The 14,960-nt window shown below is 70.3% G+C and carries 9 protein-coding genes, 1 tRNA gene, 1 rRNA gene, 1 other RNA gene and 1 pseudogene; 4 read left to right on the top strand and 9 right to left on the bottom strand.

The window, feature by feature from the left end:
• Positions 1 to 228: 228 nt before the first annotated feature.
• From AQJ11_RS18295 to ffs, 4 genes are all read right to left on the bottom strand, one after another.
• Complete coding sequence (locus AQJ11_RS18295; RefSeq protein WP_208616550.1) at positions 229 to 2,523, bottom strand: hypothetical protein; 2,295 nt, start codon at positions 2,521 to 2,523, stop codon at positions 229 to 231.
• A gap of 287 nt (positions 2,524 to 2,810) precedes the next feature.
• Positions 2,811 to 4,076 (bottom strand): phosphoribosylamine--glycine ligase, encoded by a 1,266-nt coding sequence (purD, locus tag AQJ11_RS18290; protein WP_059263744.1) that lies wholly within the window; start codon positions 4,074 to 4,076, stop codon positions 2,811 to 2,813.
• 90 nt (positions 4,077 to 4,166) lie between these two features.
• Complete coding sequence (locus tag AQJ11_RS18285) at positions 4,167 to 6,518, bottom strand: DNA polymerase III subunit gamma and tau (RefSeq protein WP_059263743.1); 2,352 nt, start codon at positions 6,516 to 6,518, stop codon at positions 4,167 to 4,169.
• A gap of 67 nt (positions 6,519 to 6,585) precedes the next feature.
• Positions 6,586 to 6,682, bottom strand: an RNA gene (gene ffs / locus AQJ11_RS18280) — signal recognition particle sRNA small type.
• A 119-nt stretch (positions 6,683 to 6,801) separates the two neighbouring features.
• On the opposite strand from ffs, the gene AQJ11_RS18275 reads away from it, so the two are divergent.
• Together AQJ11_RS18275 and AQJ11_RS18270 are read left to right on the top strand one after the other, a co-directional pair.
• A tRNA-Ser gene (locus AQJ11_RS18275) sits at positions 6,802 to 6,889 on the top strand.
• 355 nt (positions 6,890 to 7,244) lie between these two features.
• Positions 7,245 to 7,778 (top strand): hypothetical protein, encoded by a 534-nt coding sequence (locus tag AQJ11_RS18270; protein WP_159061674.1) that lies wholly within the window; start codon positions 7,245 to 7,247, stop codon positions 7,776 to 7,778.
• A 112-nt stretch (positions 7,779 to 7,890) separates the two neighbouring features.
• Here the strand turns inward: AQJ11_RS18270 and AQJ11_RS18265 are convergent, their stop codons facing one another.
• From AQJ11_RS18265 to AQJ11_RS18255, 3 genes and pseudogenes are all read right to left on the bottom strand, one after another.
• A complete protein-coding gene (locus AQJ11_RS18265; protein WP_059263741.1) occupies positions 7,891 to 9,657 on the bottom strand; it encodes a tyrosine-type recombinase/integrase in 1,767 nt (588 codons plus the stop codon).
• Positions 9,654 to 9,950 carry an excisionase family DNA-binding protein gene (locus tag AQJ11_RS18260; protein WP_059263740.1) on the bottom strand — a complete coding sequence of 99 codons (297 nt, stop codon included), beginning with the start codon at positions 9,948 to 9,950 and terminating at the stop codon, positions 9,654 to 9,656. The genes AQJ11_RS18265 and AQJ11_RS18260 overlap by 4 nt, the downstream gene beginning before the upstream one ends.
• A gap of 167 nt (positions 9,951 to 10,117) precedes the next feature.
• Positions 10,118 to 10,528 (bottom strand): annotated as a pseudogene (locus AQJ11_RS18255) (XRE family transcriptional regulator); the annotation flags it as partial.
• 577 nt (positions 10,529 to 11,105) lie between these two features.
• Between AQJ11_RS18255 and AQJ11_RS18250 the strand changes: the two are divergent.
• Positions 11,106 to 12,674 (top strand): Eco57I restriction-modification methylase domain-containing protein, encoded by a 1,569-nt coding sequence (locus AQJ11_RS18250; RefSeq protein ID WP_059263739.1) that lies wholly within the window; start codon positions 11,106 to 11,108, stop codon positions 12,672 to 12,674.
• Between the two features lie 156 nt (positions 12,675 to 12,830).
• The gene (locus AQJ11_RS18245) at positions 12,831 to 13,823 is read left to right on the top strand and encodes a BsuBI/PstI family type II restriction endonuclease (protein ID WP_079082342.1); all 993 of its coding nucleotides are present in this window, start codon (positions 12,831 to 12,833) and stop codon (positions 13,821 to 13,823) included.
• 43 nt (positions 13,824 to 13,866) lie between these two features.
• On the opposite strand, the gene rrf is transcribed toward AQJ11_RS18245, so the two are convergent.
• Together rrf and AQJ11_RS18235 are read right to left on the bottom strand one after the other, a co-directional pair.
• Positions 13,867 to 13,983, bottom strand: a 5S ribosomal RNA gene (gene rrf / locus AQJ11_RS18240).
• Positions 13,984 to 14,502: 519 nt separating this feature from the next.
• Positions 14,503 to 14,916, bottom strand: a complete 414-nt coding sequence (locus AQJ11_RS18235) for an arsenate reductase ArsC (RefSeq protein WP_059263738.1) — start codon at positions 14,914 to 14,916, stop codon at positions 14,503 to 14,505.
• Positions 14,917 to 14,960: the final 44 nt, after the last annotated feature.

The raw sequence follows: 14,960 nt of genomic DNA, 5'->3' as shown, positions 1-14,960 counted from the left end.
CCCTCCCTCAGGCCCCCGTGCCTGTCTCGGTGGTGCTCACTGTTCTCGCTGTGCTCGGCCGTACTGTCGTATGTCGCGTGCCTTTGCCAAAGGCGTGGTCGGTCCCAGCACATCACATAACGCACGGGGACAGTCACTAGTCGTGCCGAATTGACCTGAACTGGAAGTCGCCTTTCCGTTACGGAGTGCGACGCGCGGACCGGCGGGACCGGCAGGCTCACGGTCCGGTCAGACGAGACGTACGGGCTTCTCCGGGCGTATGCCGGACGCGGCCAGCCAGTCGCGCAGCGGGCCCGGGTCTCCCTCCTCGATGAGGGTCAGGACCTTGGGGGCCAGGTCGGCGGCCCGCTCACCGCCCAGCAGCAGGGAGGGACCGTCCAGCCAGTCCAGGGCGGGGACGGCACCGGCGGTGTCCACGGCCGCGCAGCACACCATCGCCGTGACGTGGTCGGCGAGCAGCTCGCGGGCGGTGCGCTGGGGTTGCAGCGGGAAGAGGGGCAGCCCGCAGGCGAACTCGTCCCACTGGGCACTGACGGGACTCCGCCGGCCCGCGGCGCTCGCGTCCACCCCGGCGGCCTCCTCCCGAGCCAGCTCGGCACTCAGCCCGGCGGCGAGAACGGCACTGCGCTCGGTGGTGGGGTCTTCTTCCTCACCGAAGGGGAGCTGGGGGCCGGGCTCCCGAGCGGCGGGGGCACTGTCGGCGGCGGAGAGATCGGTGGGGGGACCGGCAGGGGCATCGGTGGGGGGACCGGCAGGGGCATCGGTGGGGGCTGGTCTGGCGGCGTCGTCGGCCTGGGAGTCGGAGGGACCGGTCCCGGAGGCGGAAGGGCTTGGAGTCGGGGCGCCCGTCGCACCCGGGGCGGTGCCGGCCGCTCCGGAAGCGGCAGGCCCAGCGGCCGGGGCGTCCGTCGGCCCCGTGCCGGCGCCGTCGGTTCCGGAGGCAGAAGCGCTGGGGGCCGGGGCACCCGTCGCCTCCGGGCCGGCGCCGTCGGTTCCGGCGCCAGGGGCCCCAGCGGCCACGGCGCCTTGGGCGCCCGGAGCGGCTTGGTCCGGGCGGGAGGCGGAACCGGAGGCCCCGGTAGCCACGGCACTCACGTCGGTCCCAGCGCCGTTTCCTCCGGCGCCGGAAGCCCCACAGGCCACCACGCCGGTCGCTGCGGGAGACCCGGCGGCCCCGGGACCCGCCGCACCCGCACCCGCACCGGTACCCGCGTCGGCGTCCATCTCGCCCCAGCCCCCGTCCTCGGCGGTAGCCGTGAGGTGGTCCAGGACCCGGGCCAGGGTGGGGCCGCCGGGGCCGGGGGTCCGGGGGTCCGGGGAGGGGCGGACGCCGAGGGTGTCCAGGACGCGGTGCAGGCGGGCCGCTTCGGCGCGCCAGGTGCGGTCCACGACCTCCTCGGGATACGCCTGCCAGTCCACCGGCGCCCAGTCGGGGCCCGACTCGGCGGGACCGCCGTGGAAGAGCCGGGCGGCGAGGAGGGAGGCGGCCTCGTCGACCGCGCCGGGCTCCTCCAGGAGGTCGCACGCGGGCCGCTCGCCGAGCCGGGAGGCGAAGCCCTCGGCGAGCCGGTCCCGGCGGGAGAGCTCGGTGAGCGCCGCCACCACCCCCGCGTCGAGCCGGGACGGCCACCGCCCCATGCGCCAGGCCGGCAGCGCCACCCTCGTCAGCAGCCGGTCCCAGCCGGCGTACGCCAGCCCGACCTGCTCCTGCGCGACGATCCGCAGGCCGTAGTCCACCGCCTGGGCGCGCTCGGCGGCTGCCGCCGCGACCCCGCGCTCCATCTGGGTCGCGTGCTCCCGGCAGCCGCGCAGCAGCAGCCGGGCCACCCAGCCGAGGGCGGCGCACACCCCGCGGGTCAGCGGGCGGCGGCCCCCGGTCGAGGCGACGGCCACGGCCGCGTCCAGCCCGCGCACGAAGCGACGGGCGGCGGCTATGTCCGGGTGGGCCGAGGGGCCCGTACCGGCGATGACCGGGGCGAGGACCGCGCGCAGCTCGCCGACGCGCATCCACCACAGGAACGGGGAGCCGATGACGAGGACCGGCGCGACCGGGGTCCGACGGCGGCCGGGGCCCGCTATCTCGTCGGGCGCCGGACGCGGGGGCGGTCCGTGGGCCGAGTGGGCCCGGTCCTCCAGCCAGCTGTCGCAGTCCGGGGTGAGCGCTATGGCCGAGGGCGCCGGCACGTCCAGCCGGTCGGCGAGGTCGCGCACCATCCCGTACAGGTCGGGGGCCGAGCCCTCCGGGACCGGCACCGTGGGACTCATGGCGGGGCGGGCCCGGGCCACGACCACCGCGATACCGGCCGCGGCCAGCAGCACCAGCACCGCGAGCACGCCGACGACCCACCGGGCGGCGTCCCACCCCGGGCCGACGAGACGGCCGGTGGAAGCACCGGTCAGCAGGATGACCTCGGTGCCCGCGGGCAGCAGCGCCACGGCCAGCGCCCGGCCCCGGACCCGCAGCACGGCGAGGGCCCGGGAGCGCGCGGCCTGCGCGCCCGCCTCCACACCGATTCCGCTCACGTGCCGATCTCGCCCCCTCCCTGGCGATCGCGTGCTGCCCTGGTCTTGCTCACTCCCCCACTGTGGCACCCGCCACTGACATCGCAATGCCGGTGGGCCAAGTGCCGGAACGCTTGCGCGGCACCCTAGTTGGGGCACCGGCCCCCGTCAGCCATATGGGCGATTGCTCACTCGATGGAATGGCTTTGGTCAGAGCTGGGTGACAGACAGCAAAGATCAGGCCCCGGATTGTCTCCGGGGCCTGAGGGGGTGCGAGGGGCGGTACGAGGGAGCCGTACCGGCCGTGGTCACGCCTGCGTCTGTGCCGCCTTCGCCGCCTTCGCCGCAATGTCGGTGCGGTGCTGCGAGCCGTCGAGCCGGATCCGGCCCACCGCCCGGTACGCCCGCTCGCGCGCCTCGGCCAGGTCCTGACCGGTGGCCGTGACGGACAGCACGCGTCCGCCCGCGCTGACGACCGCGTCGCCGTCCCGCTTGGTGCCGGCGTGCAGCACGTACGCGTGCGGGGCGTCCTCGGCGGCCACCTCGTCCAGGCCGGTGATCGGGTCGCCGGTGCGCGGGGTGCCCGGGTAGTTGTGCGAGGCGACGACGACGGTGACGGCCGCGTCATCGCTCCAGCGCAGCGGCGCGAGGTCGGCGAGGTTGCCGGTGGCGGCGGCCATCAGGACACCGGCCAGCGGGGTCCGCAGCCGGGCCAGCACGACCTGGGTCTCCGGGTCGCCGAAGCGGGCGTTGAACTCGATGACCCGGACCCCGCGCGAGGTGATCGCGAGACCGGCGTAGAGCAGCCCGGAGAACGGCGTGCCCCGGCGGCGCATCTCGTCCACGGTCGGCTGGAGCACCGTCTCCAGCACCTCGTCGACCAGTTTCGGGTCGGCCCACGGCAGCGGCGAGTACGCGCCCATGCCGCCCGTGTTCGGGCCCTCGTCGCCGTCCAGGGCGCGCTTGAAGTCCTGGGCGGGCTGGAGCGGGACGACCGTCTCGCCGTCGGTGATGGCGAACAGGGACACCTCGGGACCGTCGAGGAACTCCTCGATCACCACGCGCTCGCACTCGGCGGCGTGCGCCTTGGCCGCCTCGGCGTCGGAGGTGACGACGACGCCCTTGCCAGCGGCGAGACCGTCGTCCTTGACGACGTAGGGGGCGCCGAAGGCGTCGAGGGCCTGGGCGACCTCCTCGGCGGTGGTGCAGACGTAGGAGCGGGCGGTCGGCACGCCGGCCGCCGCCATGACGTCCTTGGCGAAGGCCTTGGACCCCTCGATCAGCGCGGCCTCCCGCGAGGGGCCGAAGACCGGGATGCCCGCGGCGCGGACGGCGTCGGCGACGCCGGCGACCAGCGGGGCCTCCGGGCCGACGACGACCAGCTCGGCGCCGAGGCCGGTGGCCAGCGCGGCCACCGCGGCACCGTCGAGCGCGTCGACCTGGTGCAGCTCGGCGACCTCGGCGATGCCGGCGTTGCCGGGGGCGCAGTGCAGCGCGGTGACGTCGGGGTCGAGGGACAGGGAGCGGCACAGGGCGTGTTCGCGGGCGCCGCTGCCGATGACGAGGACCTTCACGGGGTCAGCCTAATGGCAAGGTTGCCGAAGCCCGGGCGCCGGGTTTGTTGGACTTTCCTCCAAAGCGAGCCGTTCCCCGTCCGCGGGCCCTCACTCGTTGGAGAACTCCTCCACCACCGTCGCCCCCAGTTCCCGCACGATCAGCTCGTGCCCGGACAGCGCCGACTCGTCGAGATCCGGGTCGTCGTCCTCCGGGATGTCGTCCTCGGGGGAGACGGGCGGCGGCTCGGGCGCGGCGGCCGGCCGGGGTGCCGGGGCGGGCGCGGCAGGCGCGGCGGGGGCGCCGCTGCGCGGGGCGGCGGGCGGCTGCGGGGACGGCTGGGAGGCTCCGGGGCGGGGCGCGGCCGGGGCGCCGTAGCCACCGCCGCCGGGGGCGCCGCCATGGCCACCGGCGGAGGAGCCGCCGTAGCCGCCGCCTCCGCCTCCGCCGTAGCCACCGGCGACCGGTGGAGCGGAACCGCCGCCCGACGGGTCGACGACCGCCTCGATCTTCCACTGCACGTTGAACTGCTCGGCCAGCGCCTGCCGCAGCACGTCCTCACTGCCGCTGCCGGAGAAGTTGTCACGCGCGCCGGCGTTCACGAAGCCGAGCTGGAGGGTCGTGCCGTCGAAGCCGGTCACCTGGGCGTTCTGGCTGAGCAGGATCCAGGTGAAGCGGCGGCGGTTCTTGACGGCCTCCAGGATGTTCGGCCAGAGCCCGCGCGGGTCGAGACCCCCGGTGGGAGCGGCCGGGGCGGGGGTCTGGGGCGCCGGGGCCGGGGCGGCCGGGGGCGCGGGCTGGGCCGGCTGGGGCTGGGCCGCAGCCGCACGGCCGGGACCCTGCCCTGCGCCCTGGCTCTGCCCCGGCTGACCGCCGGGAGCGGTGGCCGTGGGCCAGCCGCCGGGGCGTCGGCCGCCGCCGGCGGGGGCGGCGGTGGGCCAGGCGCCGGGAGCGGGAGCGGCGGGGGCAGCCGGAGTCTGGGCGGCTGGAGCGGGCGCTGGCGCGGGCGTGGCCGCAGGGGCAGGGGCAGGGGCAGGAGTCGTAGGCACCGGAGCGGCCGGGGCGACGGGGGCGACCTGAGCGGACTCACCCGGACCGGCCGGAACCACGGCCGGCGTACCGGACCCGGCCGGTCCCCCCACGGCCCGGACCGCCGCGCGAGCCGCCGCGGGCCCCGCGCCGGGCGGCACGGGCGAGCCACCCGCACCCGGACCGGCACCCGCGCCCGGTGCGAGGGCGCCGCCGTGGGCCTCGGGGCCGGGGACGTACCCCATGGCCGGCGCACCGGCGCCGGCGGAGAAGCCGATGCCGCGCTCCAGGCGGTCGAGCCGGGCCATCACGGACCGCTGGTCGCCGTAGGCGGCGGGGAGCAGGACGCGGGCGCAGATCAGTTCCAGCTGGAGGCGGGGCGAGGTGGCGCCGCGCATCTCGGTCAGACCCTCGTTGACCAGGTCGGCGGCGCGGCTCAGCTCGGCGGCGCCGAAGGTCTCGGCCTGGGCCTGCATCCGCTCCAGGACGTCGGCCGGGGCGTCGAGGAGCCCCTTCTCCACGGCGTCGGGCACGGCGGCGAGGATCACCAGGTCCCGCAGCCGCTCCAGCAGGTCGGCGACGAAGCGGCGCGGGTCGTTGCCCCCCTCGATGACCCGGTCGACCACCTCGAAGGCGGCGGCGCCGTCACCGGTGGCGAAGGCCTCCACGACGGAGTCGAGCAGGGAGCCGTCGGTGTAGCCGAGGAGGGAGGTGGCCATGGCGTACGTCACACCGTCCGCCCCGGCACCGGCGAGGAGCTGGTCCATGACGGACATGGAGTCACGCACGGAGCCGGCGCCCGCGCGCACGACGAGCGGCAGTACGCCGTCCTCGACCGGGATGTCCTCCTTCTGGCACACCTCGGCGAGGTAGTCCCGCAGGGTGCCGGGCGGCACCAGCCGGAACGGGTAGTGATGGGTCCGCGACCGGATGGTCCCGATGACCTTCTCGGGCTCGGTGGTCGCGAAGATGAACTTCAGGTGCTCGGGGGGCTCCTCGACGACCTTCAGCAGCGCGTTGAAGCCGGCCGACGTGACCATGTGGGCCTCGTCGATGATGTAGATCTTGTAGCGGCTGCTCGCGGGGCCGAAGAAGGCCTTCTCGCGCAGCTCACGGGCGTCGTCCACACCACCGTGGGAGGCCGCGTCGATCTCGATGACGTCGATCGATCCGGGTCCGTTGCGCGCGAGGTCGCGGCAGGACTGGCACTCTCCGCAGGGCGTCGGGGTGGGACCTTGCTCACAGTTCAGGCAGCGGGCCAGGATGCGCGCGCTGGTCGTCTTGCCGCATCCGCGCGGACCGCTGAACAGGTACGCGTGATTGACCCGGTTGTTCCGCAGCGCCTGCTGCAACGGGTCGGTGACATGCTCCTGCCCGATGACCTCGGCAAAGGTCTCCGGGCGATAGCGGCGGTACAGCGCGAGAGACGACACGCATACGAGGTTAATGGCGCCCACTGACAACCGGGCCCGCCCCGGACGCGCACCCCGGGCCCCGGAACGCAAGGGCCCCCCACGCACCCGCCAGAGCCGACCTACCCTTGCTGCCTTCCGGCCCTGGGGGAGTTCAGTCAGATAGCGCCGCGTGAGGGGCTGTGCCCCACAGTACCCGATGGCGGGCGGCGGTCCGAACCCGATCGGGCCCGCGACCCCACCCGGGGACGGCCTGCGGGAACGAGTTCGCGAGCACTCCCCTCGGTCATGTAATGTTTCCGGCGGAGGATTCGCCTAGAGGCCTAGGGCGCACGCTTGGAAAGCGTGTTGGGGGCAACCCCTCACGAGTTCGAATCTCGTATCCTCCGCCAGTGCCTCACCAGGCACGTTGTCGAAGGGCCCCACTGTTCGCAGTGGGGCCCTTCGACGTGTGTGGTTGCAGTTGCCGTCACCCCTTTCGCGCTTTGGCGCTGCGCCTAACAAAAAACTGACCGCCCAGCGCGCGACGGCGAGCTCGGCACCGCTTCGACGAGCAGCGCGCCGCAAGGCCATGTGTCGCTATACTCCGCTCGTAGCGGCGCCTCGTGCGCGCCCGCTTCCGAGCTACAGACGCGCCCACACCGCCAGTAGCGACGAGGACAAGGGTCACCGACTCGCACGAGGCTGTTTGCCCAGGTCAACCGTGGTGCGACGGTGCGTGTGGGGCTCCGTCAGCGAGGACACCCGATGACCAGAGGTCGCGCCCGCAAGCAGGAAATCCGAGCCCGGATGGCTGAGACGGGCGAGCCGTACAGCGAAGCCCGACGGCAGCTGACTGCGGAGATCACGGCCTACTGCCAGCAGTGCGGCCAAGAGGTCGCCCCGGGCGAGGGCGAGCTGTCACTCAGCAGCGGCGAGCACAAGAAGGCACATGAAGCCCGTGAGGCGTTCGAGCGGGGCCGGCGAGAGCGGATCGCCGCTGCCGAACCCAATGACTTCGAAGCCCACAGCATCAATCCACGCGACATTCCACCCCGCGCCCAGTGGGTGGTGCACCACTATCGGTGCCGTCCGGCAGAGCACTGGGACGGATACGGGCTCGAGGTGGGCCGCCTGCGGACGTATCGCGAGCTGGTGGGCGTGATCATCCACCTGGCCGACAAGGGCCACTTCGAACACACCGACCTGCGGACGGTCCTGGCTGAGATGCACTATGCGGAGCCGTGGGGAGCGGATGAACAGAAGCGTCGCTTCCGGTCAGCCCGCCCCGCAGAGCTTTGACGGTGAGGCCCCACCAGCGGCACCCTTCTGACCTGGGCGTACTGGACGGGAAACCTGGGGCCTGAACGTTTGAGGGTGGCCGAACCACGCAGTGGTTCGGCCACCCTCAAGGTCACCACTCGTCGGTGTCGCCGTACTTCCCCGGATGCCGGGCGCGGTCCACAGCCTGTGCGCAAGCCTCGGCGAAGGCAGCCTCGACGGCCGCCTTATCCGTGCCTCGCACCTGGGCCTCGACCTCCTGGCCCGAGCCGGGGCGGCGAGCCGTGCGCCAGGCCGAGGCGCGGTCGGTGTAGCGGTCGGTCTCGAAGTCCCAGGCCGGCACCGACCACTGCTCGGGGAGTCCTGTCGCCGCGCGGTCGCCACCGGGGAGGAACAGAGCTCGGGCGTGGAAGACCACGGCCCGCTCCGGCACGCGGTCGCGGATGGCGCTCGCGCCGTCGGGGTCCTGCTGTTCCCAGCGCCAGCGGTCCCATTCCTCGACCTCGGCCGTGTGGTCGGGCCAGTCCTCGCTCCACCGTGCGACGACCTCGTCGGCGTGCTCACGGTGAAGGAAGGGAACCCGTCGCCCGCCGAGGCGGGCAACGTGCACCACCAGTTCGGCAGGGACGGGGCTCTGGCCAGCCTCCGACGCAGCACTTTTCGGAGTCTGGTCCGTGCCCCACAGGAGGCCGCCGACCTTGGCAGCAGTGTCCTTGAGGACGCGGCTGGTCAGGTGCTGGTAGCGGCGGCGCATTCGGGCGGACTTGCCGGGCTCCCAGCCCATGATGGCGTCGACGACCGCGTCGGGGACGCCGAGGATGAGCAGGACCGTCGACGCAGTGTGGCGGGCGTCGTGAAGGCGGGCATCTCGGACGCCTGCGGCCCTCAGCAGCTCCTTCCACTTGTGGTAGTCCGTGTTCGGATTCAGGGGCTCGCCAGTAGGCGACGTGAACACGTACCCCTTCTCCGTCCACAGGTCACGGGCCCGGGCTCGCTCACGTGCCTGCTCCTCCTTGTGCTGGCGCAGGAGCTGGAGGAGTTCGTCGGGGGCGCCGATGGGCCTCTGACCGGCGCGGGACTTGGCGTTCTTCGTCTCACGCCGGGTGTTGATCTTCTGAGGGCAGAAGCCGGGCTTGCGTCCGCAGCGGTCGCCGCAGCCGTGCTTGTAGCGGGGCCGCAGCCGACCACGGCGTACGCGGATGACGCCGAGCTCGAAGTCGGCGTCGTCCCACTGCATACCGAGGACCTCGCCCTGGCGCAGGCCCAGGGCGAGCGCGATGACCCAGCGGGCGGTGTTGCGGTGCTTGCCCGCTTCGGCGAGGAGGCGCTGGACCTCCTCGACCGTGTACGGCTCGACCTCTTCTCCCTCCAGGCGCGGGGCTTTGGCGATCGCGGCTAAATTGGCAGAAAGGTGGGCGCGGCGGACCGCCTCGTTGAGTGCGGTGCGCACGGTGCGGTGGACTTGGTGAGCGGTGCCTGCGGCACTGCCGGAGTCCTGCATCTTCTTGTAGAAGCGCTCCAGGTGATCGGGTTCGAGCTTCTCCAGGCGGTGGGCGCCGAGGCCGGGGATGAGGTGGTGGTTCACCGCGACGCGGTAGCCGTCGATGGTGTTCTCCGAGACGTGCGCGGCGGCAATGTCCTCCACCCAGTGCGTCAGCCAGCTGCCCAGTGTCCAGCTCTGGCCCGCCTTGGGGACCGTGCCCTTGTTGCGCTGCCGTTCCAACTCGCGTACGAGCTTGGTGACCTCGGGGCGGGTCCTGCGGCTGACGTGGCGCCGGTCGGGCTTGCCGTTGTCCTTGGTCCCGACGGTGACGTAGCCGTGCCAACGGCCGTCCTTGCCCTGGAAGATGGACGAGGCCCCATTGGGCTGGCGGGACTTCGGTGCGGAGGCTCGAGTCACGCGGCGGCCCCGAAGTCGGTTGCCGACAGGCGGCGGGCCAGGAAGTCGTTCACTGCCTCTGCTGGTATGCGGCGCAAGCTGCCGATCTTGACGGAAGCGATCTCGCCTGAGGCGACGTACTCGTACCGCTTGGTGCGGCCGATGCCGATCCGGCGGGCGGCCTCGGCGACGGTGAGGGCGACCAGGGTTGTGTCGCCGGCGGATCGCCGCGCGGCCATCAGGGTGCGCAGGGCGTCTTCGGGGACGTCCGGGAGCTGGGCTATCTGGAAAATGGGCAGGGCGGACTGCGACAAGGGGTACTCCTCCCGCCAGCATCGCGGCGTCGCGGGAGCGGCAACTCCCGTCGGCCTGGCTGGCGTCGTCGTTCAGGGATGGATGGGTGGGTGATCGTCGGCGACAGAGGTCGCCGCGCGTGAGGTTTCTCGGCGTTCGTAGCGCCGTAAAAGGTGGCAACGGCCGGCTACTCGCCAGCGGGTGACTGCTCCTGGTTTCGCAGGTGTGCCCGGGACGGGTGTCGGCCTTTCATCGCGGCTCGCTCTTCGAGCCGGAGGAGTTCGTCGACCTGTCCTCTCTGCTCGGGCCCCTTGTCCCCGTAGGCGTCGAGTTCCATCTGGATCTCGTGCAGGTACATCTGGTTCCGGTCGATCGCCGCTCGCAGTTGGCGGTACTCCAGCGTCATCTGGACGTACTCACGGGCGAGCTGGCGGATGCGGGGCGTGGCCAGCTCTCCTGGCGGTCCGATCAGGTCCTGCATGGTGATGTCGAAAACCTTGCAGAAGCCGAGCGCCTCGTCGAGGTTGACCCTGCGATGAGGTTTGCCGCTCTCGATGCGCCAGATCGCCGACTGGTTGATCGGATGGCCGGCAGCCGACGGACACGTCCGAATCCACCGACCTCGGCACGATCAGGCTCATGCTCTGGCCCATCGACTATGGCGTTATCCTCGCAATCAGCGACCCCGACCCACGACCGCCGGCACCTCGCCCACATGACGCCAGCGCCGGCGGGGGCCGCGGGCTCGTCCTCATCCAGGCCATGGCCAGCCGCTGGGGCTACTCACAGCCATACCCAGGAAAGGTCGTCTGGGCAGAGGTTCCCGCTCGTCCCAGAATCACCCTTGCTGAGCCCGGCTCCGGCGGTCAGCAAGCCGCCCCAATGCTCATCGGGCGAGTCCTGACCGGCCTGCGCGAGCTGTAGTCAGACAACCGCGGCGGGCCGCGCCCCTTTCTCCTCACCCAGGGAATGGGGCAGACACCGAATCCGGGATTATTGGCTTCCCGCCCCTCGCTACCCCGACCAAGGTAAAGGCCGCGTCCGCAAGTCTGACCGACAGCTTCGCGCTCCACTTTGCAGCCCTCGGCGAGCAGCCGTGCATCCGGTAGAAGCGATCACCCGAAGGGTTTTCCACAGGCTCATCGGATCCGGCGCGATCTGGCTACGCTGTGCCCATGGCAGCAGAGGTAGCAGAGGTAGCAGCAGCGGAAACGGATCTTGTGACCCGCACGGAAGCGAGGAGGCAGGAGTCATCTTCGGCTCTTGACCCCAAGGAGCGTGCGAAGCGCGGTCAGTACTTCACGCCTGCCCCCGCTGCGGACTTCATTGCCTCGCTGGCGCGGCTAGACGGCGCAGCCCCGATTCGGCTCCTCGACCCCGGTGCTGGGGCGGGGTCTCTGACTGCCTCGGTCGTATCGCGCATCCTCCGCGAACACCCACAAGCCCAGATCAACGTGACCGTATGCGAGAACGATCCACAGCTTCACAAGACCCTCTCTGCAACGTTGGAAGACTGCGCGAGCACGGCCCAAGCGACCGGCGGAAGGGTCGAGACCACCCTGGTGAAGGACGACTTCATCACCTGGGCGACCGAGGATGCAGGACTGTTCGGTGAGGATCGGGGTCCGTTCGACCTCGTAGTCATGAACCCCCCCTACAAGAAGCTGGCCGCCAACTCACGTGAGCGCAGGGCAGTTGCTGCGGCCTGCACAGAGACCTCGAACCTCTATTCGGCATTCATGGCACTGGGGATTCACCTCCTCGCCCCAAGCGGCCAGCTCGTCGCCATCACGCCCCGGAGTTTTGCGAACGGCCCTTACTTCCGACCGTTCCGCAAGTATCTTCTGGACCGCATGCGCATTGACCGCGTGCACCTGTTTGAATCGCGAAATAAGGTATTCGCCGATACGGACGTGCTCCAGGAGAACGTGATCTTCTCGGCAACGCGCACCGACACATCCGACCGAGGATCCATCATCGTTTCCTCAAGTCACAGCTACGGCGGTGCAATCCGCAGCCGCTCGGTGGAGTACAGCGAGATGGTGAATCCGGAAGACGGCGAGCACTTCATCCACATCAGCGCAGATGAGGAAGACGCACAGCTCGCGGCTACCCATGCCAACCTTCCCGCAACTCTCACACAAATTGACTGCCAGGTTTCGACGGGGCGCGTTGTGGACTTCCGCTCCAAGGAGCACCTGCGAGCCGACCCGGAGGAGGGCACGGTTCCCCTCATCTATCCGCTTCACATGCGTAACGGCGGAATCTATTGGCCTGTGCCCGGCGCCAAGAAAAACAATGCGATCATGCTCACCCCAGACACCCATAAGATGACTTTCCCATCCGGGTATTACGTTGTGGTGAAACGCCTCTCCTCCAAGGAGGAGAAGCGCCGAGTGGTCGCTACCGTATTCGATCCGGAAGTGACCCCCGGCCCTCGGATTGGATTCGAGAATCACGTAAACGTGTTCCACAGGGCAGGGGCCGGACTCCCCAAGGACGTCGCACGCGGTCTCTGTTTCTGGCTCAACTCCACCCTGCTAGACCGGCTCATTCGTCGGTTCAGCGGCCACACCCAGGTGAACGCGACCGACCTACGGAACCTCCGCTACCCAAGCGAGGCCCAGCTGCAAGCAATCGGTGGCGAGTGGATAGAGGATGGGTGGCCCGATCAAGAGAAACTCGACGACCTCGTCGAACGTCATCTGGAGCTGGAGGAGACCGTCTCGTCCGGCGAAGCGTAGGGTCCACGAGTACCGCCGCAGAATGACTGATCAAGGTCGACATGGCTGAAAGTTGACGTCCCTCAAGATGGGCCCCCTCGACTGGCAGCGTGCTCCCCGATGCCCTGTAGCCTGAGCAACACTCACTGCATCGATGTGACTGGGGAGGGCCAGCGAGTGACAAAGGCACAGCAAGAAAAGAAGCTCGAAGAGGCGAGGGATATTCTCGCCGCCATAGGGATGCCTCAGAAGCAGCAGAACACCCGGACCGCGCTGGTCCTGCTTGCAATGCTCGACCTTCGCCCGGATCAGGAATGGACGGAGGCGAGCTCCAACACCCTCGGCATCACCGAGTGCATGGATTGGATGGTCGCCCACTACCCCGACATCCCGAAAGGGACGAAGGACCCGAGCAGGTACGCCCCTAACAGCCGCGAGTCAGTGCGCAAGGAATCCGTCCACCATCTCATCGATGCCGGCATCCTCGTCAAGAATTCTGACGCCCCTGGACGGGCCACAAACGATAAGAACAACCGATACCACCCGAGCCAGCTGGCTATAAGGGCGCTAACGACCTACGGAACTTCGACATGGCAGGACTCGCTTGACGAATTCCACACCGAATGGGAGAAGCTGATCGAGCTCTGGGCTGCCGAGAGGTCGGTTCATCGAGTCCCCGTCAGGCTTCCCAACGGGAGGGAGGTCGTGCTCAGCCCTGGCGAGCACAGCGAACTCATCGGGGCTGTCGTCGAACGCTTCGCATCGCAGTTCACCCCGGGAGGCACGGTCGTCTACCTGGGCGATACGGGCTCCAAGTGGATCGTCAACGAACGCGAGTACCTCGCCGAGCTCGGCGTGGTCGTGGATGCTCACGGCAAGATGCCTGACGTGGTCATTCACTACACGGAGAGGGACTGGCTGGTGCTTGTAGAGGCAGTCACCTCGACCGGGCCAGTCAACGGTCTGCGGGTCGCGCAGCTCAAGAAGCTCTTCGAGGGAGCGCGCCCGGGACTGGTCTTCGTCACTGCTTTCCCGACGAAGATGAAGTTCCGCCGGTTCGCAGCCGACATCGCGTGGGAAACGGAAGTCTGGGTCGCGGAGGACGAGACACACATGGTGCACTTCAACGGCGAGCGCTTCCTCGGCCCCTACGACGACACTCACGAATAAACGACGAGGGCCGCCCCGCGAGGCGAAGCGGCCCTCAAACAAAGATCGGCGACGACCTACTCTCCCACGAGGTCCCCCTCGCAGTACCATCGGCGCTGGCAGGCTTAGCTTCCGGGTTCGGAATGTTGCCGGGCGTTTCCCCACCGCTATGGTCACCGAAAAACTTCGCGCAAGCCCAGGGGCAAGCACTTTCGAGGGATGAGTGTACAGGCGGGCAGATCGTTGGGCGGCCGGCCCAGGTGCGCGGAGCAGGGAGTGAGCCGGCTGCTCTGTGGACGCTGGCTGACCGCTCTGCCGCCACCGTCTCACCCGTTACCCGGGCCGCATGGTTGCAGTTCTGGTTGCGTTCACCCCCATCCAGCCCCGTCCGGACAAGGCCGCCCTGAACGCTCCGCCGCAGGTCAGGACGCCCACGACCCCCGCCGGAACCCCATACGAACATTTGGAAAGCGTGTTGGGGGCAACCCCTCACGAGTTCGAATCTCGTATCCTCCGCCAGCCCAGAGGGCCGGACCACGTCAACTGGTCCGGCCCTCTGGCGTTCGCCCGTCTCGGTTTCCGTCTCAGTGGGGTTCCCGGCCCGCTCCAGCGGTGCCCAGAGGGCGTCTCCGACTTGCCGAAGCGACCTTCCTGAGCATGACTCCGGTCACATGGATGAGCTTGGCGGCCGTACCCACGGTCAGTTCGCCGGGGCGATCTCGTCGACCAGGCCGCGGACGCGCTGCTCGATCTCGTCGCGGATCGGGCGGACCGCTTCAACGCCCTGCCCGGCCGGGTCGGGGAGTTCCCAGTCGAGGTAGCGCTTGCCGGGGAAGACCGGGCAGGTGTCGCCGCAGCCCATGGTGATCACGACGTCGGACGCCTGGACCGCCTCCACCGTGAGCACCTTGGGCACCTCGGCCGTGATGTCGATGCCCACCTCCGCCATGGCTTGCACGACGGCCGGGTTCACGGTGTCGGCGGGGGCGGAGCCGGCGGAGCGGACCTGGACGCGGTCGCCTGCCAGGTGGGTGAGGAAGGCGGCGGCCATCTGGGAGCGTCCGGCGTTGTGGACGCAGACGAAGAGCACGGACGGCGTGGCACTGTCAGGCATGGGTGGGTTCCTCTTGGGGCGCGGGGGCGGCGGGGGCGGTGAAG

It is taken from the genome of Streptomyces corchorusii, assembly GCF_001514055.1.
GTDB classification, from domain to species: domain Bacteria; phylum Actinomycetota; class Actinomycetes; order Streptomycetales; family Streptomycetaceae; genus Streptomyces; species Streptomyces olivaceoviridis.
The sequence above is the reverse complement of the archived record's forward strand: the minus strand, read 5'-3'. Positions and strand labels throughout refer to the sequence as shown.